Origin of the sequence: Rhizobium sp. 2YAF20, assembly GCF_052114685.1 — a bacterium.
GTDB lineage: Bacteria > Pseudomonadota > Alphaproteobacteria > Rhizobiales > Rhizobiaceae > Rhizobium.
In genome coordinates, this window is sequence record NZ_JBFRFF010000002.1 from 33,870 (window position 1) to 55,010 (window position 21,141).

16 protein-coding genes are annotated in these 21,141 nt (G+C 60.1%); 9 read left to right on the forward strand and 7 right to left on the reverse strand.

Annotation, left to right across the window (positions count from 1 at the left end; all coding sequences use genetic code 11):
* Nucleotides 1–58 precede the first annotated feature (58 nt).
* From AB4Z52_RS04330 to trxA, 9 genes are all read left to right on the forward strand, one after another.
* Nucleotides 59–460 (forward strand): PTS sugar transporter subunit IIA, encoded by a 402-nt coding sequence (locus tag AB4Z52_RS04330; RefSeq protein WP_111163189.1) that lies wholly within the window; start codon nt 59–61, stop codon nt 458–460.
* A 19-nt stretch (nt 461–479) separates the two neighbouring features.
* A complete protein-coding gene (locus AB4Z52_RS04335) occupies nt 480–755 on the forward strand; it encodes an HPr family phosphocarrier protein (RefSeq protein ID WP_442216684.1) in 276 nt (91 codons plus the stop codon).
* Nucleotides 756–931: 176 nt separating this feature from the next.
* Nucleotides 932–2,332: an adenosylhomocysteinase gene (gene ahcY, locus AB4Z52_RS04340; protein ID WP_442216685.1), complete on the forward strand. Its 1,401-nt coding sequence runs from the start codon at nt 932–934 to the stop codon at nt 2,330–2,332.
* 319 nt (nt 2,333–2,651) lie between these two features.
* The gene (locus tag AB4Z52_RS04345) at nt 2,652–5,120 is read left to right on the forward strand and encodes an ATP-binding protein (protein WP_442216996.1); all 2,469 of its coding nucleotides are present in this window, start codon (nt 2,652–2,654) and stop codon (nt 5,118–5,120) included.
* Between the two features lie 5 nt (nt 5,121–5,125).
* A complete protein-coding gene (gene tsaE, locus AB4Z52_RS04350) occupies nt 5,126–6,634 on the forward strand; it encodes a tRNA (adenosine(37)-N6)-threonylcarbamoyltransferase complex ATPase subunit type 1 TsaE (protein ID WP_442216686.1) in 1,509 nt (502 codons plus the stop codon).
* A gap of 12 nt (nt 6,635–6,646) precedes the next feature.
* The gene (locus AB4Z52_RS04355; RefSeq protein ID WP_442216687.1) at nt 6,647–7,384 is read left to right on the forward strand and encodes a nucleotidyltransferase family protein; all 738 of its coding nucleotides are present in this window, start codon (nt 6,647–6,649) and stop codon (nt 7,382–7,384) included.
* The gene (addB, locus tag AB4Z52_RS04360; RefSeq protein ID WP_442216688.1) at nt 7,381–10,578 is read left to right on the forward strand and encodes a double-strand break repair protein AddB; all 3,198 of its coding nucleotides are present in this window, start codon (nt 7,381–7,383) and stop codon (nt 10,576–10,578) included. Before AB4Z52_RS04355 ends, addB begins: the two co-directional genes overlap by 4 nt.
* Complete coding sequence (addA, locus tag AB4Z52_RS04365) at nt 10,571–14,122, forward strand: double-strand break repair helicase AddA (protein ID WP_442216689.1); 3,552 nt, start codon at nt 10,571–10,573, stop codon at nt 14,120–14,122. The genes addB and addA overlap by 8 nt, the downstream gene beginning before the upstream one ends.
* Before the next feature lie 77 nt (nt 14,123–14,199).
* Entirely contained in the window at nt 14,200–14,520 is a 321-nt protein-coding gene (trxA, locus tag AB4Z52_RS04370; protein ID WP_442216690.1) for a thioredoxin, read from the forward strand.
* 49 nt (nt 14,521–14,569) lie between these two features.
* Here trxA and AB4Z52_RS04375 read toward each other — a convergent pair whose 3' ends face one another.
* The 7 genes from AB4Z52_RS04375 to AB4Z52_RS04405 form a co-directional block, all read right to left on the reverse strand.
* Complete coding sequence (locus tag AB4Z52_RS04375) at nt 14,570–15,922, reverse strand: bifunctional folylpolyglutamate synthase/dihydrofolate synthase (protein ID WP_442216691.1); 1,353 nt, start codon at nt 15,920–15,922, stop codon at nt 14,570–14,572.
* A gap of 34 nt (nt 15,923–15,956) precedes the next feature.
* Nucleotides 15,957–16,865, reverse strand: a complete 909-nt coding sequence (gene accD / locus AB4Z52_RS04380; RefSeq protein WP_442216692.1) for an acetyl-CoA carboxylase, carboxyltransferase subunit beta — start codon at nt 16,863–16,865, stop codon at nt 15,957–15,959.
* A gap of 48 nt (nt 16,866–16,913) precedes the next feature.
* Complete coding sequence (trpA, locus tag AB4Z52_RS04385; RefSeq protein ID WP_442216693.1) at nt 16,914–17,753, reverse strand: tryptophan synthase subunit alpha; 840 nt, start codon at nt 17,751–17,753, stop codon at nt 16,914–16,916.
* A 4-nt stretch (nt 17,754–17,757) separates the two neighbouring features.
* On the reverse strand, nt 17,758–18,978 hold the full coding sequence (trpB, locus tag AB4Z52_RS04390) for a tryptophan synthase subunit beta (protein ID WP_442216694.1): 1,221 nt from the start codon (nt 18,976–18,978) through the stop codon (nt 17,758–17,760).
* Nucleotides 18,979–18,980: 2 nt separating this feature from the next.
* Nucleotides 18,981–19,649 carry a phosphoribosylanthranilate isomerase gene (locus AB4Z52_RS04395; RefSeq protein WP_442216997.1) on the reverse strand — a complete coding sequence of 223 codons (669 nt, stop codon included), beginning with the start codon at nt 19,647–19,649 and terminating at the stop codon, nt 18,981–18,983.
* A gap of 81 nt (nt 19,650–19,730) precedes the next feature.
* A complete protein-coding gene (locus AB4Z52_RS04400) occupies nt 19,731–20,492 on the reverse strand; it encodes a M48 family metallopeptidase (RefSeq protein WP_442216695.1) in 762 nt (253 codons plus the stop codon).
* 82 nt (nt 20,493–20,574) lie between these two features.
* Nucleotides 20,575–21,012, reverse strand: a complete 438-nt coding sequence (locus tag AB4Z52_RS04405; RefSeq protein WP_442216696.1) for a DUF2852 domain-containing protein — start codon at nt 21,010–21,012, stop codon at nt 20,575–20,577.
* Nucleotides 21,013–21,141 lie beyond the last annotated feature (129 nt).

Here is a 21,141-nt window from a genome sequence, read left to right on the forward strand (position 1 = left end):
GATTGCTGCGTTGCGATATGGGCCACCTGTTTGCTTATGCGATGGGAGCAGTAATATCATGATCGGACTTGTGCTTGTCACTCATGGCAAGCTGGCTGAAGAGTTTCGGCATGCGGTCGAGCATGTCGTTGGTCCGCAGAAATTCATTGAGACTGTCTCGATCGGTCCTGAAGACGACATGGATCAAAGGCGGCAGGACATTATTGGGGCGGTTTCCGGCGCCGACGACGGGAATGGCGTCATCATCCTCACTGATATGTTCGGTGGGACCCCTTCCAATCTCGCGATTTCTGTCATGAACAGCGGCCATACTGAGGTGATCGCAGGTGTCAATCTGCCGATGCTGATCAAGCTTGCCGGCGTCCGTGGTGAAAACAATATGGAAAAGGCTCTGGTTGAGGCATCCGAAGCCGGGCGAAAATATATCAACGTGGCCAGCCGCGTCTTGAGCGGCAAATGACGAGACCGCTATCGCGCCCATGACATCGCACTCCCGTGAACTTCTGATCATCAACAAACGCGGCCTTCACGCCCGCGCATCGGCCAAATTCGTCCAGACTGTCGAGGCCTACGACGCAGCAATCACCGTCTCCAAGGATGGAACGACGGTCGGTGGCAACTCGATCATGGGCCTGATGATGCTTGCGGCCAGCCCCGGATGCAGCGTGGTCGTCACCGCCAGCGGAAACCAGGCGGCCGAAGCGCTCGAGGCACTCGACCAGCTGATCGCCGACAAGTTCGGCGAGGAGATATGACCCAGCCATCGGTCATATAAAGACATAAAGACCTCTTTATATCCTCATTGCTTTCCGCAATGAAGCCTGCTAAACGGGCATTATCCGCCTGCGCCAAGCGCGGGCAATTCCCGTGCATTCCGTCGCCGCAACTTAGCCGGCGGTCCGGGTGCCTCATCCAGGCTGGAGACCTCCTCATGAGCACTGAAAACGACTACGTCGTCGCCGATATCGGCCTTGCCGACTATGGCCGCAAGGAAATCGCGATCGCCGAAACCGAAATGCCCGGCCTGATGGCCTGCCGCGAAGAATTCGGCACGACGAAGCCGCTGAAGGGCGCACGCATCACCGGCTCGCTCCATATGACAATCCAGACCGCTGTTCTCATCGAGACGCTGGTTGCGCTCGGCGCTGAAGTTCGCTGGGCCTCCTGCAACATCTTTTCGACGCAAGATCACGCCGCTGCTGCCATTGCTGCCTCAGGCGTTCCGGTTTTCGCAATCAAGGGCGAGTCGCTCTACGATTACTGGATCTACACCGACAAGATCTTCCAGTGGACCGATGGCGGTCTGTCCAACATGATCCTCGACGATGGCGGCGACGCCACGATGTACATCCTGCTCGGCGCCCGCGCCGAAGCCGGCGAGGATGTATTGTCGAAGCCTGAGTCCGAAGAAGAAGAAATCCTCTTCGCACAGATCAAGAAGCGGCTTGCCGCATCGCCTGGCTGGTTCACCAAGCAGCGCGACGCGATCAAGGGCGTAACCGAAGAGACGACAACAGGCGTCAACCGTCTCTACCAACTCAGCCAGAAGGGCTTGCTTCCCTTCGCGGCGATCAACGTCAACGACTCCGTCACCAAATCGAAATTCGACAACAAGTATGGCTGCAAGGAATCGCTGGTCGATGGCATCCGTCGCGCCACCGATGTGATGATGGCCGGCAAGGTCGCGGTCGTCTGCGGCTATGGCGACGTCGGCAAGGGCTCCTCCGCATCGCTCAGCGGCGCCGGCGCCCGCGTCAAGGTGACTGAAGTCGATCCGATCTGCGCACTCCAGGCGGCCATGGACGGCTATGAAGTCGTGACGCTTGAAGACGTGATCTCTTCTGCCGACATCTTCATCACCACGACCGGCAACAAGGACGTCATTCGCATCGAGCACATGCGCCAGATGAAGGACATGGCGATCGTCGGCAACATCGGCCACTTCGACAACGAGATCCAGGTTGCCTCGCTGCGGAACCTGAAGTGGACCAACATCAAGCCTCAGGTCGACATGATCGAATTCGCCAAGGGCAACCGCATCATCCTGCTTTCGGAAGGTCGCCTGTTGAACCTCGGCAATGCGACCGGCCATCCCTCTTTCGTGATGTCGGCTTCCTTCACCAACCAGGTGCTGGCCCAGATCGAGCTGTTCACCAAGCCGCAGGCCTATAGCAACCAGGTCTACGTGCTGCCAAAGCATCTCGACGAGAAGGTCGCCCGTCTACATCTGGCCAAGCTCGGCGTAAAGCTGACGGAGCTTTCCGACGAACAGGCTGCCTATATCGGCGTCACACCGCAGGGTCCGTTCAAGTCTGACCACTACAGATACTGATCCAAACATCAATATACACAAGATGTTGTGGCCGCGGCATTGACAAATGCCGCGGCTTATTTTTTGGGCTAATCCCTTTCCGCAGATTCCCTTAGGCGGTATTCTTTTGGCACTTGATTCGTGACGAACCGATCTTCGGAACGCACGAAAATGGGATGTCTTGTCGAGATGCGGCACATTATAGGACGGAGACAGACCGGGAATGTCGGAAATGAACGAAAGCGGGCCTGAGGCGGCAGCGTGCGTCGCCCTCGCGTGCCAGCTGGTGGCTAGGCCGTTGGAGACCCCGGGCGGACGCCGTTGGGGTAATCTGTATGCGATGAAGCCGATCGCTCGGCTCCTGTCACGCTTTGCCTGCGGCACCGCCGTAGCCGGTCTGGCGCACCCCGCTTTTGCCCAGGCCGAAGCAAAGATGCCGACCGCCGTGCGCCTCTTCACCTCTTCGGAAATGGTGACGTTCTCTGTTGTCCTCGGCGTCATATCCGCCGCACTTCTTTCCACCATCTGGCTCGTCCGTCAACGCGGCAATCTTGAGACCGAGAGCCGCGAAATCCGGTCGGCGCTTTCCGATGCCAACCAGCGTATTTCCCAATATCAGGCGTTGATCGCCGACAAGAATCGCCGGATCGTGATCTGGGATGGGCCGAACACGCGGCCGGAACTGCTTGGCCAGCTTCCCGCTGAGACAGGCGCACCGCAGGATCATGAGTTTCTGGCGTTCGGCCGCTGGCTTAAGTCGTGGTCGGCAGGCGACCTTGAAAAGGCAATCGACAAATTGCGCGGCAGCGGCCAGTCCTTCGACATGGTGGTCGAGACCAACCGCGAGGAGATACTCGAAGCGCAGGGCCGAATTTCCGGTGGCCGGGCCTTCGTCCGCTTCATTGCGCTTAACAATCTGCGCGCCGAGCTTGCCGAGATTAAGATTGAGCGCGACCGGCTGATGACTTCCATATCGGCATTCCAGAGCCTGCTCGATGCCATCGATCTGCCGGTCTGGCAGCGCGATGCCAACGGCCAACTCACCTGGGTCAATCAGGCTTATGGCGAGGCGGTGGAGGCAGTCTCGCCGCAAGAAGCGATCCGTGAGGGCCGTGAGTTCCTGACGACCATTGCTCGCGAGCGGATCCGGTCCTCGACAACGCCGGAGTCCCCCTTTCACGACAAGATTTCAACGGTCGTGCGTGGCAACCGCACCTTCTTCGATGTTGTCGATGTCAAGGTGCCAAGCGGCTCGTCCGGTATCGCAATTGACGTCTCCGCAACCGAGGCGGTTCGCGCCGAGCTTGAGCGCACGCTGAAGAGCCATGCCGAGACCCTCGATCACCTCGGGACGCCGGTCGCGATCTTTGACGGAGATCGAAAGCTGCAATTCTATAACCAGGCCTTCGTCGGGCTATGGGAACTGGACATAGCCTTCCTCGAATCCAAGCCCGACAACAGCGAGCTGCTGGAGCGGCTGCGGGCAGCCAAGAAGCTGCCTGAGCCGCTGAATTGGAAATCCTGGAAGGACAGCGCGCTTTCGGTCTATCGCGCGCTCGACACGCAATCAGACCTCTGGCATCTGCCAAATGGCCAGACGCTGCGCGTCTTTGCAACTGCGCATCCACAAGGCGGGGCCACCTGGGTGTTCGAGAACCTGACCGAGCAGGTCGATCTCGAAACACGCTACAATACGCTGGTGAAGGTTCAGGGCGAGACGATCGACCATCTTTCCGAAGGTGTCGCGGTCTTCGGGGCGGATGGCCGTATCCGCCTGTCCAATCCCGCCTTTCGCGCGCTGTGGGGCATCACCGAAGTGCAAGCCAAGCCCGGCACCCATATCCGCGCCGTGGCGGACGCCTGCGCACTCTCCTATGACCAGCCGGATGGCTGGAAACGCTTTGCCGAACGGATCACCAGCTTCGAAGACGAACGACCCTCGTCGCAGGGAACACTCGAGCTTTTCTCCGGTCTGGTGCTCGATTACGCGGTCATTCCGCTACCCAATGCGCAGACAATGCTGACCTTCGTCAATATGACAGACAGCGTGCGTGCCGAGCGGGCGCTGACCGAAAAGAACGAGGCCCTTCGCAAGGCCGACGAATTGAAGAACGACTTTGTCCAGCACGTGTCCTACGAGCTAAGGTCGCCGCTGACCAACATCATTGGCTTCTCCGATCTCTTGAAGACGCCGGGCATCGGTCCTCTCAGCGACCGGCAGGCCGAATATGTCGATCATATAGCCACGTCGTCTTCGCTGCTTTTGACGCTGGTCAACGATATTCTCGATCTGGCCACGGTCGATGCCGGCATCATGCGCCTCAATTATTCCGACATTTCTCTGGACGGACTCCTCGACGACGTATCGATGCAGATCGCCGACCGGCTGCAGGAAAGCGGCGTGACACTCGAGATCGTCGCGCCAGCACATCTCGGCAGCGTCGTTGCCGATCAGCAGCGGCTGAAGCAGATCGTGGTGAAGCTCTTGAACAATGCCGCGAATTTCGCGCCCGAGGGATCGGTTATTTCGCTGAAATGCCATCGCGAAGACGGAGACTTTGTCTTCTCCGTGTCGGATCAGGGTCCGGGCATTCCTGAAGACATGATCAGGGCGGTATTTAAGCGTTTTGCCTCGAACGGCAAGGGCGGCAAGCGCAGCGGCGCGGGCCTCGGCCTTTCCATCGTCGAGAGCTTCGTCAGCCTGCATAATGGACAGGTCACCATCGACAGCGAACCCGGCAAGGGCACCGTTGTCACCTGCCGCATCCCCTCCGCTCAACTGCCCAGCTCCGTCGTCGCAGCCGAGTGACCGCGGTGGACGGGGAAATCTCGCTCTTTCTCAAAGACGAAGCCGCGACGAGCAGGCTCGGCGAGGATTTGGCGCTGGCGCTGAAGATCGGGGATTGCCTGGCGCTTAGCGGCGATCTGGGCGCCGGGAAATCCTCGCTTGCCCGCGCCTTTATCCGCGCGGTAGCGGATGACGACGGACTGGACGTCCCAAGCCCGACGTTCACGCTCGTCCAATCCTATGACCTGCCCATCCCCGTCTCACATTTCGATTTGTACCGGCTCGGCGATTCCAGCGAACTTGACGAACTCGGCCTTGATGACGCGCTGGACATCGGAATCTGCCTGGTGGAATGGCCGGAGATGGCAGGCGGCGAGTTGCCAAAAGAGCGGATCGACCTGAGGCTGGACAATGAAGGGAGTGGACGACGTGCGACCATCACGGCACCTCCGGCGCAAACGGCGCGAATCCGCCGCGTGTTGAAAATTCGATCCTTCCTTGACGAGCACGGATATCACGACGCTGGACGCCGCTTCCTGACAGGCGACGCGTCCTTGCGGGCCTATGAGTCGATCTACCCCGAAGATGGTTCAAGGCGTCTCATCCTGATGGACTGGCCGCGGCAGCCGGAAGGGCCCGCAGTGCTCGACGGCAAGCCCTATCCCAAGGTCGCGCATCTCGCCGAAGACGCCTATCCCTTCGTGGCGATTTCGAATGTGCTCAGGGGCAGTGGCCTTGCCGCGCCAGCAATCTACGACGTTGATTATGAGAACGGCATTCTGCTGATCGAGGACCTCGGCACCGAGGGCGTTCTCGACACGGAAGGGCTGCCGATCCGTGAGCGCTATCTAGCAAGCGTCGCCTGCCTCGCCCATCTTCACTCGCTGGCAATGCCGCGCGACATAGAGGTCACGCCCGCACATATCCACCACATCCCCGATTTCGACCGGACTGCCATGAAAATGGAAGCAAGGTTGCTGCTCGACTGGTATCTGCCGTGGAAAAGGGGAGTGGCGGCGACAGAGGCGGAGCGCCAGGAATATCTCGCCATATGGGACGGCCTGATCGACGAATTGGAAGGCTCGGAAAAAAACCTGCTGCTGCGCGATGTGCATTCGCCAAACATCATCTGGCGGCCTGAGGAAACCGGCATCCGTCGGGTCGGAATCATCGACTTCCAGGATGCGATGATCGGTCCGACCTCCTACGATCTGGCCGCCTTGGTCCAGGATGCGCGAGTTACCATCAACCGCGACCTGTTCGAAGAGCTGATGGCCGACTATTTGTCGTTGCGACGCGAGCAGGGCGAATTCAACGAGACGGAATTCCTCAAGAGCTGGGCCATCATGTCGGCGCAGCGTAATTGTAAGCTTGCGGGCCTGTGGGTGCGTCTCAAGCAACGGGACGGAAAGCCCGGATATCTGAAGCATATGTCGCGAACCTTGATCTATCTTCAGGTCGCTTTCGAGCACGAGGCCCTCGCCCCCTTGCGCGAATGGTGCGCAGGGGCTGGAATAGCAGCCAGCGAATCATAACTTCCGGATCAAATGACCATCAAACAGGCTATGGTGTTAGCGGCGGGGCTTGGAACCCGCATGCGCCCGATCACCGATACCATTCCAAAGCCGCTGGTGAAGATCGCCGGCAGGCCGATGATTGACTATGCGCTCGATGCGCTGGCCGATGCCGGGGTGGAAAAAGCTGTCGTCAACATTCACTATCTCGCTGACCAGATGCTGGACCATCTCAGCTCCTACCAGCGAATGGAGATTCTGATCTCAGACGAGCGGGAGCAGCTCATGAATTCGGGCGGCGGATTGGCAAAGGGCCTGAAGCTTCTCGGTGGTGGTGCGGTTTTCGTCATGAATGCCGATCTGTTCTGGATCGGCGAGCGGGAGGGGATGCCGACCAATCTTGAACGGCTCGGCGACTTCTTCGATCCGGAGCGAATGGACATGGCGCTGCTCTGCGTCGAACTCGAAGATACGACCGGCCATAACGGCAAGAAGGATTTCAGCCTTGCCGCAGACGGACGGCTTGAACGCTACGCCGGGGATATGGCGAGCCCCGTCGTCTATGCCGGCGCCATCGTCATGAACGCTTCGCTGTTCGACGACGCACCTTCAGATGCCTTTAATCTCAACATCTACTTCGACAGGGCAATCGAGCGCGGCAGGCTTTATGGCATGGTTCTTCAGGGCCACTGGCTGACGGTTGGGACGCCGGAGGCCATCGGCGAAGCGGAAGAAACTATCCGACGCATCCAGGAGACAGTGTCGACATGACGGAAGGCCGTCGCCAACGCATCCTGACGATCCCGGCGGGCCTGCCTTTCCTGAAAACCCTTGCCACGGCGCTTTGCGACGGCCGACTGACGGAGCATTTCCGCCACGACCCCGCCGATCCCCTGTCGCTTGCCAAAGTCACCATATTCCTGCCGACGCGACGTGCAGCCCGCGTCTTGCGCTCAGAATTCGTCGATCTGCTCGGTGGCCGCTCCGCCATACTGCCAGTGATCCGGCCGCTCGGGGAAACCGACGACGACAGCGGCTATTTCGACGAGGAAATGCCGGCAATTGCCGACGTTGCGCAGCCGTTGTCGAACACCGCTCGCCTGCTGGAGCTGGCGCGGCTCATTCTTGCCTGGCGCAACCGGCTGCCGCAGATCGTCCGCGACATCCACTCGGATTCGCCGCTGGTAGCCCCGGCAAGTCCGGCAGATGCGATCTGGCTGGCACGCAATCTGGCCGAGCTGATCGATTCCATCGAGACGGAAGACCGCGATTGGGCGGATCTCGGCAAACTGGATGCGCAGGATCATGCGCTCTGGTGGCAGCTGACCGCGGAGTTTCTCCAGATCGCCAGCAGCTTCTGGCCTCTTCGTCTGGAGGAGCTCGGCAAATCATCGCCAGCGCGGCATCGCAACGCCATCCTGCGCGCCGAGGCGCAGCGGCTGGCGACGATGCAGCATGCGGGACCGATCATCGTCGCCGGCTCGACCGGCTCCGTTCCCGCGACCGCCGATCTGATTGCCGCCGTTGCAGCACTCCCTCAAGGCGTGATCGTGCTTCCCGGTCTCGATCTTGCTATGCCCGATGAGGACTGGATGATCGTCGCGCCGCCGCTGCGCGATGGCCGGAGCGCCGACCCAACTGCTCGAAGTCACTCGCAATACGGCCTGGCGCAATTGCTGTTGCGACTGAAGGCGCAGCGCCATGACGTCGAGACCGTCCAGCAAGCGGCGCCAGACATGCGGCTTCGCGCAGAGATTCTGTCGCGCGCGCTGGCGCCGGCAGAGGCGACCAGCGGCTGGGGCGAATGGCAGAAGACGCTGCCGACTGGCGCGATTACCCAAGCATTCGCCGAGGTATCGCTGATCGAAGCCGCCAACGAACGTGAGGAAGCAACGGCGATTGCCATCGCGCTCCGGTTGGCACTCGAAAAGCAGGGACAGAACGGCGAAAGCCAAGCGGCGCTGATCACGCCGGACCGCAACCTCGCGCGCCGTGTAACAGCCGAACTGACCCGCTTCGGCATTACCGCCGACGATTCGGCCGGCACGCCGCTGTCTGCCACGCTGCAAGGTGGCCTGCTGCAACTTCTTCTCGAAGCCACCCTTCGTCCCGGTGACCCTGTCGCCATCGTGGCGCTGCTGAAACATCCGCTTGCCCGCTTCGGGCTCCCCCGCGAGGTCCTCGAGCAATCAGTCGAGGCGCTCGAGCTTCTTGCCCTGCGCGGTGGCGTCGTGGAGGTCGATATCACGGCGCTCGGACCGTTGCTCGAACAACGGATTGCCGAGCAATCAACAGACCGCCATCAACCGCAGTGGCGCAAGAGCCTAACCGCCGAGGCAGCGGACCATGCCCGCCTCCTGACACTGCGCATCGCTGAGGCCACAGAACCTCTCGCCTCGGCAATCGTGCGGCACACGGTCGGAGGGCGCAGCCTGACGACCAGCTTCGCACTTTCCAAATGGGCAGAGCACACGGGACGTGCGCTGGAGGCCGTTGCCGCCGATGAACGCGGTGATCTTGCGTCTCTCTGGTCGGGAGAAGCAGGCGATGCGCTTGCCAGGGTGTTGCGCGAGGTCATGGATGCCGATGGGCAGATGGACGCCGATGGGCCGCAATGGATCGACATCATGGCGGCGCTGAGCGCGGGGCAGGCCGTGAAGCCACGAGCCATGAGCCATCCACGCATCTTCATCTTCGGCACGCTGGAAGCGCGACTGCAGAGCGTCGATACGCTCATTCTCGGCTCGCTGAACGAGGGATCATGGCCTGGCCAGACCGCCAACAATCCGTTCATTTCGCGAACGATGAAAACCGAGATCGGGCTGGAGCCGCCGGAGCGGCGCATCGGCCAACTGGCGCACGACTTCGAGATGGCGAACGGCACGCGCGAGCTGATCTATTCTCGAGCCACGCGCCAGGGTTCGACGCCGACGGTCGCGTCCCGTTGGCTGCAGCGCCTGATGGCGTTGGGTGGCAAGGGATTTGCTGCCGACCTGAAAGAGCGCGGCGATCGTTTCCGCAACTGGGCGGCGCAAATCGACGAAGGGGCAAATCAGAGCCCGGCGCAACGGCCATCGCCAACGCCGCCGGCTTTGCTGCAACCAAAAAGCTACTCCTTCAGCGAGGTCGGCCGGTTGCGGCGAGACCCCTATGCGATCTATGCAAGACGTGTCCTCAAACTTGACCCCATTGATCCGTTCAATCGCGATCCGGGCGCTGCGGAGCGCGGAACGCTCTATCACAAGATCGTCGATCGCTTCATCCGCGAGGGCCATGTTGCCGGCACCCCGAACGCCGTGGTGGCGATGGAGCACATTCTTTCCGAGCTCTTTGATGCAGAGCAACTGCCAGCGCATATCGACAGTGTCTGGCGCCCGCGGTTTCGCGAAGTCGCACGAGCATTTCTGAACTGGGAGATGGAGCGCCGTCACGAAGCCCGTCGCACTTTCACCGAAGTGCGGGGCGGCATCGAGATCGAACCGGCAGGCGTCAAACTTACTGGCGTCGCCGACAGGATCGACCTGAAACGCGGCAATACGGCCGACATCATCGACTACAAGACCGGATTCAATCCCTCGCCCAATCAGGCGCATAGCCTGCTCGACCCGCAGCTGGCGCTCGAGGCCTATGCTTTGCAGGCGGGCGCATTTCGCGATGTCGGGGCGTTGATCCCAGAGAACCTGCTCTATGTCCGCCTCAGGCCCGGCAATCGGTTCAAGGTCGATCAGGTAAATAACGAGCTTGCGAAAGCAAGCACCAGAACGCAACCGAAGTCGGCTATGGACCTTGCAGAAGAGTCCATCGACCAGTTGGTAAAGTTCGTCCTGTTGCTGCAATCGGGTGAAAAAGGCTTTTCTTCGCGCCTCGTTCCGGCACAGCAGTTCGAGTTTGGCGGCGACTACGATCACCTTGCCCGCGTGGCGGAGTGGTCGACCGCTGAAACCGAAGAGGCAACCGATGAATGATCTGGCTGATCTTCCCGAGGGAGACGATCCTGGAACCTGGATCGGATGGACGACGATCCAGCAATCCCTCGCCTCCGATCCGATGCGTTCGGCATGGGTGTCCGCCAACGCTGGCTCTGGAAAAACGCATGTGCTGACGCAGCGCGTCATTCGACTGCTGCTTGCCGGCGCACGACCTTCGGCCATTCTCTGTCTCACCTATACCAAGGCGGCAGCATCGGAAATGTCAAACCGGGTGTTCGAACGGCTGGCCGAATGGGCGACGCTGTCCGACGAGGAGTTGCGTTCAAGGATTGCCGGGATCGAGGGCGAGACGCCTGACATCTTCAAGCTGGCGCAGGCGCGGCGACTCTTTGCCAAGGCGCTGGAAACGCCCGGCGGTTTGAAAATCCAGACCATCCATGCCTTCTGCGAGGCGCTGTTGCACCAATTTCCGCTGGAAGCAAACGTCGCCGGCCATTTCTCCGTGCTAGACGACCGCGCGGCATCGACGCTGCTGGCCGATGCACGCCGCTCACTGCTGACCGCAACGACGCTGGAAGAGGACTCTGGCCTCGCCGAGGCCTTTGCCCATGTGCTTGATCTTGGCGACGAGACCGGACTGGAGGGGTTGCTCAGGGAGATCGTGGCCAACCGCAACGCCATTCGCCGCTTTACGTTTGCGGCCGAGCAGCAAGGCGGCGTCGACACATTGCTTCGTGTACGCCTTGACCTTTCGGCAAGCGAGACAGAAGTCAGCATTGCTCAGCAATACTGGCCGTTGCCGGGTCTCAACGGCCAGACACTCGATCTCTATCTAACGCTTGCAGATCTCAAGGGTGGCGCCAAGGCTCAGGAGATAGCCTATGGACTAAGGCTCGCTGCACTGGCACGCGATCCGGCCGCGCGCGCCGAGATCCTCGAGAAGGTGCTCTTGACCTTAAAGGGCGAGCCAAAGGCCGACGGGCAGTTCTTCGTGAAGGCGATGCTGGCCGAGGCTCCGCACCTTGCAGAGGCTGTTGTTGCTGCACGCGCTCATGTGGCCGCCTGCCGTGATCTGATGAAGGTGATGCGGATGTACCGCGCGACAAGGGCGGCGCTGACGCTTGCCGATCGGCTCAACCGCGACTACGAAGACCTGAAGAAACAGCGCAGCCAGCTTGATTTCGAAGACCTCATCACCCGTACGGCCGATCTTCTGACGCGGAGCGGCGTTGGTCCGTGGATCCACTACAAGCTCGACCAGGGCATCGATCACATCCTTGTCGATGAGGCGCAGGACACCAGCCCGATTCAATGGAGCGTCATCCAGTCGCTGGCGGAGGATTTCTTCTCCGGCGCAAGCGCCAGGCCGACATTGCGGACGCTTTTTGCGGTGGGCGACGAGAAGCAGTCGATCTATTCGTTTCAGGGGGCGCGGCCGGAGCGGTTTTCCGAAGAGAGCGACCGGACGCGCCAGCGGGTCTTGGCCGGCGGCCAGGCATTCTCGCCGGTGCGGTTGCCGCTTTCCTTCCGTTCGACCGAAGATGTCCTGTCCGCCGTCGATCACGTCTTTACCGATCCCGGCAACGCCCGCGGCCTGAGTGCCACGGGCGAAGCGGTGGTGCACCGGTCGAGCCGGATCGGCCATCCGGGTGCCGTCGATCTCTGGGAGATGATTGCGCCTGAAGCAACATTGCGGGAGGAGGACTGGACAGCGCCCTTCGATACTGCGCCGGAAAGCGCACCGGCGGCAATCCTGGCGCGGCGCATGGCCCATACGATCGGCGCGCTCATCCGGCAAGAGACGATTGTCGAAAAAGGTAAGAAACGAGCCATAGAGGCCGGCGATATCCTTGTCCTCGTCCGCAAGCGCGACGCCTTCGTCAACGCGCTTACGAGGGCACTGAAGCGTAGGGGCAATATCCCGGTCGCAGGTGCTGACCGACTGGTGCTGACGAGCCATATCGCTATCCAGGATCTCCTGGCGCTTGGCCGCTTCCTGCTTTTGCCGGCAGACGACCTGTCACTGATGGCGGTATTGAAAAGCCCGCTGTTCGACCTTAGCGAAGATGACGTGTTCGCCATTGCCGCCTTGCGCGGCGAGGGCGAAAGCTGCTGGAGCCACCTTCAGAAATTCGCGACCGACGACAACGTGCGATTTGTCGCTGCCGTCGCGCGGATGACGATATTCATCGCGCTGTCGAAATCTTGCTCCGTACATGACTTCTATGCGCGCGTGCTCGGTAGCCACGGCGGTCGCCGGCAGTTCCTTGCTCGTCTCGGCACTGAGGTCAGCGATATCCTCGATGAATTCCTCACCTTCACGCTGGACCACGAGACCTCGGGCTTGCCGGGATTGCAGGCCTTCGTTTCAACGCTGGAGCTTGAGGCACCCGTCGTCAAACGCGAGCAGGACAAGGGTCGCAACGAGGTGCGGATCATGACGGTGCACGCTTCCAAGGGGCTTGAGGCGCCGATCGTGTTCCTCGTTGATGGCGGCTCGAAATCCTTCACCCACACGCATCTGCCGAAACTGCGCCTACTCGAAAGCAGACCGGGCGAGGTGCCGGTCCCCGTATGGGTTCCGGTCAGCGCGCTTGCCAATTCGTTGACACAGATCGACGCTGTCCGCATTCAGAGCCAGGCTGAGGAGGAATACCGACGTTTGCTTTATGTCGGAATGACGCGTGCCGCAGACCGCCTTATCGTCTGCGGCTACCGCGGCATCCGGGAAAATCCGGATACCTGGCACATGATGATCTCCTCGGCGATCGGCGCGGATAGCCATCGCTGCACGCCGGCGACCTTTGCCGGCCCTGACGGTGAATGGCAGGGATTTGAGTGGCGTGTCGGACGGATCGATCGCACGTTTCAGCCCGCCGACAAGACGGAACGGCGGGCGGAGCGGCTATCCCTGCCGGCAGAATTGTCCCTGCCGTTGCCGCCACAACGTCAGCTGCCGCGTCCGCTGAGCCCCTCAGGGGCTGGCACCATCATCGATGACGAGGCAGACGATCTGCTGGTCACCTCGGCGCTATTTGCCGACACACCACGATCGGACCGCTCGCTGGAAAAAGGTCGGCTCATTCACCGGATGTTGCAGATGTTGCCCGACATCGCTCTCGGGGACCGAGCGGATGCCGCGGGGCGCTATGCCGAGCGCGCCGCCAGGTTCTGGCCCCAGGTGGAACGCGATCGGCTCGTTCATTCGGTCCTGACGCTGGTGACACACACCGACATGCAAGATGTCTTCGGCGCCCACGCGCAGGCGGAAGTCTCGATCATGGGCACTCTGGCGCTCGATCGACAGACATTTGCGGTCTCCGGCCGGATCGACCGGCTGGCGGTGCTCGACAGTCACGTCATTATCCTCGACTACAAGACCAATCGCGTGCCTCCGCCCACGGCCGCCGACATCCCATTCGCTCATAGGGCGCAGCTTGCGATCTACCGTGAGATCCTCGCTCCACTTTACCCCGGCAAGCGTATAGACTGCGTTCTGGTCTATACCGAGGATGCGTCGATCCATACTCTCAGCGACATTGCACTTTTATCGACGCTTGCCGAACTCAAGACAAAGTGAAATACCGGACATTGAAATTCCGGCGCCGCGCCATCACATCTGGTTCAACTGAAATTCCCGTAAGGAGCAAGCAGCCTATGGCTACCGTAAAAGTCGATGTATCAAACTTCCAAACCGAAGTTCTGGACTCTTCAGAACCCGTCGTTGTTGATTTCTGGGCTGAATGGTGCGGTCCCTGCAAAATGATCGCTCCAAGCCTTGAGGAAATCGCCGTCGAAATGGCTGGCAAGGTCAAGGTTGCCAAGTTGAACATCGATGAGAATCCTGAACTGGCGGCACAGTTCGGTGTGCGTTCGATCCCGACGCTCGCGATCTTCAAGGCCGGCGAAGTTGCCGACATCAAGGTCGGCGCAGCGCCGAAGTCCGCTCTTTCGAGCTGGATTTCGAATGCCGCTTAAGGTGTGAGATCAGGTCATGACGAAAAGCCCGGCTTCGACCGGGCTTTTTTCATTTTGGCGACGTGCCGTTATCGGAGAGCACATCTCCAACCAGATAAAGCGAGCCACCGATCAGGATCCGCGGCGCGATGTTGTCAGGCAACGAGCTGCCTGTGATCGCGTCAAGTGCATCGGCGACAGTCGTCATCGGCTCCGCCACCAGGCCGGCGTCGTAAGCCGCGTTGGCAAGGATGACCGGATCGATCATCGCGTCGCTATGGCGGATCTGGACGCAGAAGACCTTTTCGGCAAGGCCGGCGAAGGCCTTGAAATAGCCGATCGGATCCTTGGTATTGATCATGCCCGTGATCAGGAACAGCGGACGTGACTGACGCTCTTCAAAGCCGGCCATCGCTTCGGCGATGACCTCGCCGGCACCGGGATTGTGCCCGCCATCGACCCAGATCTCGGCGCCTGCCGGTGCGTGCGCCATCAGTTTGCCTTCCGACAGGCGCTGGAGCCGTCCCGGCCAATCCACGGACACCATCGCCTTTTCCATCATCGCTTCGGTCACGCTGAAACCAGCCGCCTTTAGGGCGCGGATGGCGGCTGCGGCATTGGCATGCTGGTGACGGCCCGGCAGCCGCGGCAGAGGCAGATCGGCGAGCCCGAATTCGTCCTGGTAGATCAGCCTGCCATATTCCTCATGTGCTGAATAATCCTGACCATAGACCGCAGTCGGACAATTCAGCCGCTCGGCGGTCGCCATGAGGACATCGAGCGCTGCGTCGTATTCCTGATGGCCAATGACAACAGGCAGGCCGCGTTTCATGATGCCGGCCTTTTCCGCGGCGATCAATTCGACACGATCGCCCAAATATGGCTGGTGATCCAGCGAGATCGGCATGATCACCGAGACGGCGGGGTTCGAAATCACGTTGGTGGCGTCAAACCGTCCGCCGAGGCCAACCTCGACAATGGCGGCATCAGCCGGATGTTCCGAAAACAGGATGAAGGTGACGGCGGTGAGGATTTCGAAGACGGTGATCTTCTGGCCATCATTGGCATCTGCCACCCGCCTGAGCGCATCGGCAAAGACGGCATCGTCGACGAGCTGTCCGCGTCCACCCTTGACGCCCATTCGGTAGCGCTCGTGCCAGTTGACGAGATGCGGGGAGGTATGAACGTGAGCCGCAAAACCTCCGGCTTCAAGCAGCGCGCGGCAAAAGGCCGTGACCGAGCCTTTGCCGTTGGTTCCCGCAACGTGAATGACCGGCGGAAGTTTCCTCTGCGGATTTCCGAGCACGTCAAGGAGGCGGGTTATGCGATCCAACGACAGGTCGAAGCCTTTGGGATGCAGTCCCAGAAGTTTTTCGATTTCCTGTCCGGCCTCGCTCATTGCGGATTGGTCCATGGGTATCATCCTGCACCTCCGCCTTTCGTCTATCTATCGTTGTTCAGGCACCAACAGCCATCGGGAGCACAAGCTCCTTGCTCTCTTTCGACAAGGCTTCCACGGGCTTCTTCGTCAGGATTTTCAAAAGGCGCGCCAATGTATCCGGAATGTCGTGGCGCTTGATCACCATATCGACCATGCCGTGCTCCAGCAGATATTCCGAGGTCTGAAAGCCCTCCGGCAATTTCTCGCGGATGGTCTGCTCGATGACGCGCTTTCCCGCAAAGCAGATTTCTGCGCCCGGCTCGGCCAGATGGATGTCTCCAAGCATCGCATAGGAGGCTGTAACGCCGCCGGTGGTCGGGTTGGTCAACACGACGATATAGGGCTGACCGGCTTCCTTCAGCATGTCGACAGCAACCGTCGTGCGCGGCAGCTGCATCAGCGAAAGGATGCCTTCCTGCATGCGCGCGCCGCCCGAAGCGGGGAACATGACCAGCGGGCACTTCTCGGTGATGGCGCGCTCGAAAGCCTTGACGATGGCCTCGCCGGCGGCGATGCCGAGCGACCCGCCCATGAAATTGAATTCATGCACGACGGCAACGATCTTCAGACCCTGAAGCTTACCAACACCGGCAACGATCGTATCTTCCTGTTCGGTCTTGATACGACTGTCCTTCAGGCGATCGGCATATTTCTTCGAATCGCGGAACTTCAGCGGATCCTGCGCCACCTTCGGCTGCGGTAAGGCTTCGTATTCGCCATTGTCGAAAAGATCGAGCAGGCGCGCCTTTGCAGGCATCTTCATATGGAAGCCGGAGGCGGGAATGACCCACTTGTTGTCTTCAAGGTCCTTATGGAAGACCATTTCGCCCGTCTCCGGGCACTTGATCCAGAGATTTTCCGCGACTTCGCGGCGGCCCAACATGGAATTGATCCGTGGGCGAACGTAATTCGTGATCCAGTTCAAATCGAATGCTCCTGAATGACTGAATTGACCAAAGCCAATGTGGTGACACTATTCGGCAGCAACAAGGCGCGCAGAACGGGTTCCTGTAGAAAGGCCACGGACGAGGGTGGCAACGGCCTGGACCGTATCGGCGGTGGCTTTGCCGTCCTTGGTGAGGCTGGTGGCGACCTGGTTGACGATTGCCGTTCCGACAACGACGCCGTCGGCCGAGCTGCCGATGACCTTGGCATGATCGGCGGTCTTGACGCCAAAGCCGACACAGACCGGCAGATCGGTATGGCTCTTGATCCGCTTTACGGCGCCCGACACCAATGACGGATCGGGCAGCGCGGAACCGGTGATACCGTTCATCGATACATAATAGACGAAACCGGACGTATTCTTCAAAACGGTCGGCAGACGCTTGTCATCGGTCGTCGGGGTCGCGAGACGAATGAAGTTGATGCCCTTGCGGATCGCCGGAATGCATAGCTCGTCGTCCATCTCCGGCGGTAGGTCGACGACGATCAGTCCGTCAATGCCGGCCGCGATCGCATCGTCGAGGAAAGTCTCCACGCCATAGACATAGATCGGATTGTAGTATCCCATCATCACGATCGGCGTATCGGTATCGATCTTGCGAAAATCGGCAGCGAGTTTGAGTGTCTTCTTCAATGTCTGCCCGCCCTTCAAGGCGCGCTGGCCCGCAAGCTGGATGGCCGGACCATCGGCCATCGGGTCGGAAAAAGGCATGCCGAGCTCGATGATATCGGCGCCGGCTTCTGGCAGCGCCTTCATGATGCCGAGCGACGTATCGTAATCCGGGTCGCCGCCCATGAAATAGGTGACGAGCGCCGGGCGGCCTTCCGCCTTGAGATCGGCAAAGCGTTTGTCCATGCGTGCGGTCATGTTCTTAAAGTCCCATTCCCAGAATCTTGCCGACGGTGAAAATGTCCTTGTCGCCGCGCCCGGACAGGTTCATCAGGATGATCTCGTCCTTGCCCATCTTCGGCGCGCGCTTGATGACCTCGGCGAGCGCGTGGCTCGGCTCCAGCGCGGGGATTATCCCTTCAAGGCGCGTCAGCATCTGGAATGCGTCCAGCGCTTCGTGGTCCATGATCGGCACGTATTCGACACGGCCGATATCGTTCAGCCATGAATGTTCCGGTCCAATACCGGGGTAGTCGAGGCCGGCGGAGATCGAATGGCCTTCCTTGATCTGGCCGTCGCTGTCCTGCAGTAGATAGGTGCGATTGCCATGCAGCACGCCGGGCGAACCGGCGGTGATCGAGGCGCAATGCTCATCGCCCTGGAGCCCCTTGCCGCCAGCTTCGACACCGAGAATCTTGACGCTTGCGTCGTCGAGGAACGGATGGAAGATGCCGATCGCGTTGGAGCCGCCGCCGACCGCTGCGACGACGAGATCCGGCAGTCGCCCTTCAGCCAGCAGCATCTGCTGCTTTGCCTCTATTCCGATCACCGACTGGAAGTCGCGAACCATCTCCGGATAGGGGTGCGGACCTGCGGCTGTGCCGATCAGGTAATAGGTGTCGTCGACGTTGGTGACCCAGTCGCGCAACGCTTCGTTCATCGCGTCCTTCAGCGTCCCGCTGCCGGCTGTTACCGGAACCACCTCCGCGCCGAGCAACTTCATGCGGAAAACGTTGGGAGCCTGGCGCTCGACATCGGTCGCACCCATGTAGACGACGCAAGGCAGGCCGAAGCGGGCAGCGACCGTGGCAGACGCCACGCCGTGTTGGCCGGCACCGGTCTCGGCGATGATCCGGGTCTTGCCCATACGCTTGGCGAGCAGAATCTGGCCAATGCAATTGTTGATCTTGTGCGAACCGGTATGATTGAGCTCTTCGCGCTTGAAGTAGATCTTGGCGCCGCCAAGTTCAGCCGTCAGGCGCTCGGCGAAATAGAGCGGGCTCGGCCGGCCGATATAATGCGTGCCGAGATGCTCGAGTTCTGCCTTGAACGCCGGATCTTCCTTGGCCTTTTCCCATTCCGCCTGCAATTCGAGGATCAGCGGCATCAGCGTTTCGGCGACGAAGCGGCCGCCATAAATACCGAAGCGACCGTCTTCGTCGGGGCCGGATCGGAAGGAATTGGGTTTCGGCGTCTCGTTCACTCTTAACTCCCTGATGCCTGCGCAGGCATGATTGCATCCTCAAAGGCGTCAAAAAACGCATCTATCTTCGCCAGGTCCTTGACCCCCGGCTCACTCTCAACACCGGAGGATATATCGACACCGGTCGCGTTCGTGGATGCGAGCGCAACGCCGACATTATCCTTGTTCAAGCCGCCGGAAAGCATGTAGTCGACACGGCCATCAAGCCAGCCGAGAACGCTCCAGTCGAACGACACGCCATTTCCGCCAGGCAGATCAGAACCGACAGGCGGCTTTGCATCGAAAAGAAACCGATCGACGATGCCAATATAGGACTCTACGCGCCTCAGGTCATCTCTGTCCCTGACAGACATCGCCTTCATCACAAGAACGTTGTAGAGCGTTTTTATGGTCAGAACGCGCTCGGGGCTCTCGCTGCCGTGAAGCTGCAGCATGTCGGGCCTGACCATCGTCATGATCTCGTCGAGGTCATCATTGTTGGCATCGACGACGACGGCGACGATCATTGCCTTGCCGCGGGCGCGATCCGCCAATTTGCCGGCAAGATCCGGCTCGATATAGCGTGGGCTCTTTTCAAAGAAAATGAAACCGATGTGCGTCGCGCCGCGCGCAAGCGCGCGATCGACAGCTTCCGGTGTCTTCAATCCACAAATCTTGATATCGGGCTTCATGGCAGCGAAGTGACATGAAAACGGAAAAGAGTCGAGCCCCTTCGCGACAGCCAAGGCAGTTCCGGCATCATTGCAAAGGGGTCAGCCGAAGTCGATCGCGTGGAGCTGGGTGCCATGTCGCTTCAGCCAGGTCTTCGCCTCTTCCATTTGAGGACAAAGTCTCTTGCACAAGGCCCAAAAATGAGGTCCGTGGTTCATTTCCTTCAGATGCGCGACTTCGTGGGCGGCAAGATAGTCGATGACAATCGGCGGCGCCATAACGATGCGCCAGGAAAAGCTTAGATTACCCCCTGACGAACAGGAGCCCCAGCGGCTGCGCGTATCCTTCATGCTGATCGAGGAAACCTTTGCGCCAATTCGGCCAGCATGGACGGCGACTAGCCGCTCGAGATCTGCCCGGGCTTCCTTCTTCAGGAAAGCCGAAATGCGGCGCGGCGCGTGCTCCGGCATGCCGCTAATGCGAAGAATGTGATGTCCGTCGACCTCCGTGGCTTCGGTCAAGCCACGCAGACTGCCAGTATGCTCGATGCGATGGCGAACGCCGCGAAACAGGATTTCTCCTCCGCCCTTTAGCGTCGTGTCCGGAGAGAATTTTGCAAGCTTGGTCAAAAGCCAGCCCTGATGGCGATCGAGGAAGGCATTGACTTCACGCGCGGCAAGCCCCTGGGGGATCGTCATCTTGAGGGCTCGTCCGCCAGGCTCGATCCGCAGCGTGATCCGCGTCGCACGATCGTGCTGGCGAATGGTCAGCGGCATAAGGCGGCCAGCGACGTCGAGCGTTCGCGTTTCTGGCGCAGACGGCTTTCGAACGGCTCGGCGTGCTTTGGAAAGAAGCGGAAACATGACACCGTTTTATATGATTCGGTCGAAAATCCGCCAAAGAAAAACCGGCATCGCGAGATGCCGGTCGTTCGGATCGTGACTGCTACGGCGTCTGGAATTCCGCAGCCGGGCCATTGTCATCGCGCTTGACGTTATTGCGCTCGCGCATGAAGCGATCGAACTCGTCCTGGTCCTTGGCGCGGCGAAGCTCGCGGACATAGGTGTCAAATTCTGCGCGCATCTCGTCGAGCTTGCGGCGCTCCTGTTCCAGCCTGTCGAGCTCTGCCTTGCGCCAGTCATCGAAGACGACATTGTCGCTTGTAAAATGCGAGCGATGTCGGCCGCGCGGGCCGCGACGGCAGCCGGCGAACATTCCATCCGTTGCCTCGTTGATGTCCCTTTTGAACCCTCTCAAGCGGTCACCGAAGAGAATATAGGCGAGCATGGCCAGACCCAGGGGCCAGAAGACCACGAAGCCGAGTATCATCAGGGCAATGGTAGCCGGAGTCCAATCCGGGCGAAGCAATGCTGATTGGTTCATCGTGAAGTACCTCGGTTTCAGCGAAAGGCCGAATGCCAAATCGCTGGAATCGATGTGGTTACCACGAGGGTCCCCTTCAATGAGATATCCGACGAAATCGAACAACCCGTTGAATAAAGGCCGATAATT

Bases quoted from the DNA above. Each gene is read 5' to 3' on its own strand.
- AB4Z52_RS04330 (WP_111163189.1), top strand. From the start codon at position 59: ATGATCGGACTTGTGCTTGTCACTCATGGCAAGCTGGCTGAAGAGTTT.
- trxA (WP_442216690.1), top strand. From the start codon at position 14,200: ATGGCTACCGTAAAAGTCGATGTATCAAACTTCCAAACCGAAGTTCTG.
- addB (WP_442216688.1), top strand. From the start codon at position 7,381: ATGACGGAAGGCCGTCGCCAACGCATCCTGACGATCCCGGCGGGCCTG.
- AB4Z52_RS04400 (WP_442216695.1), bottom strand. From the start codon at position 20,492: ATGTTTCCGCTTCTTTCCAAAGCACGCCGAGCCGTTCGAAAGCCGTCT.
- AB4Z52_RS04395 (WP_442216997.1), bottom strand. From the start codon at position 19,649: ATGAAGCCCGATATCAAGATTTGTGGATTGAAGACACCGGAAGCTGTC.
- ahcY (WP_442216685.1), top strand. From the start codon at position 932: ATGAGCACTGAAAACGACTACGTCGTCGCCGATATCGGCCTTGCCGAC.
- addA (WP_442216689.1), top strand. From the start codon at position 10,571: ATGAATGATCTGGCTGATCTTCCCGAGGGAGACGATCCTGGAACCTGG.
- AB4Z52_RS04375 (WP_442216691.1), bottom strand. From the start codon at position 15,922: ATGATACCCATGGACCAATCCGCAATGAGCGAGGCCGGACAGGAAATC.
- trpA (WP_442216693.1), bottom strand. From the start codon at position 17,753: ATGACCGCACGCATGGACAAACGCTTTGCCGATCTCAAGGCGGAAGGC.
- AB4Z52_RS04335 (WP_442216684.1), top strand. From the start codon at position 480: ATGACATCGCACTCCCGTGAACTTCTGATCATCAACAAACGCGGCCTT.
- AB4Z52_RS04355 (WP_442216687.1), top strand. From the start codon at position 6,647: ATGACCATCAAACAGGCTATGGTGTTAGCGGCGGGGCTTGGAACCCGC.
- AB4Z52_RS04405 (WP_442216696.1), bottom strand. From the start codon at position 21,012: ATGAACCAATCAGCATTGCTTCGCCCGGATTGGACTCCGGCTACCATT.
- AB4Z52_RS04345 (WP_442216996.1), top strand. From the start codon at position 2,652: ATGAAGCCGATCGCTCGGCTCCTGTCACGCTTTGCCTGCGGCACCGCC.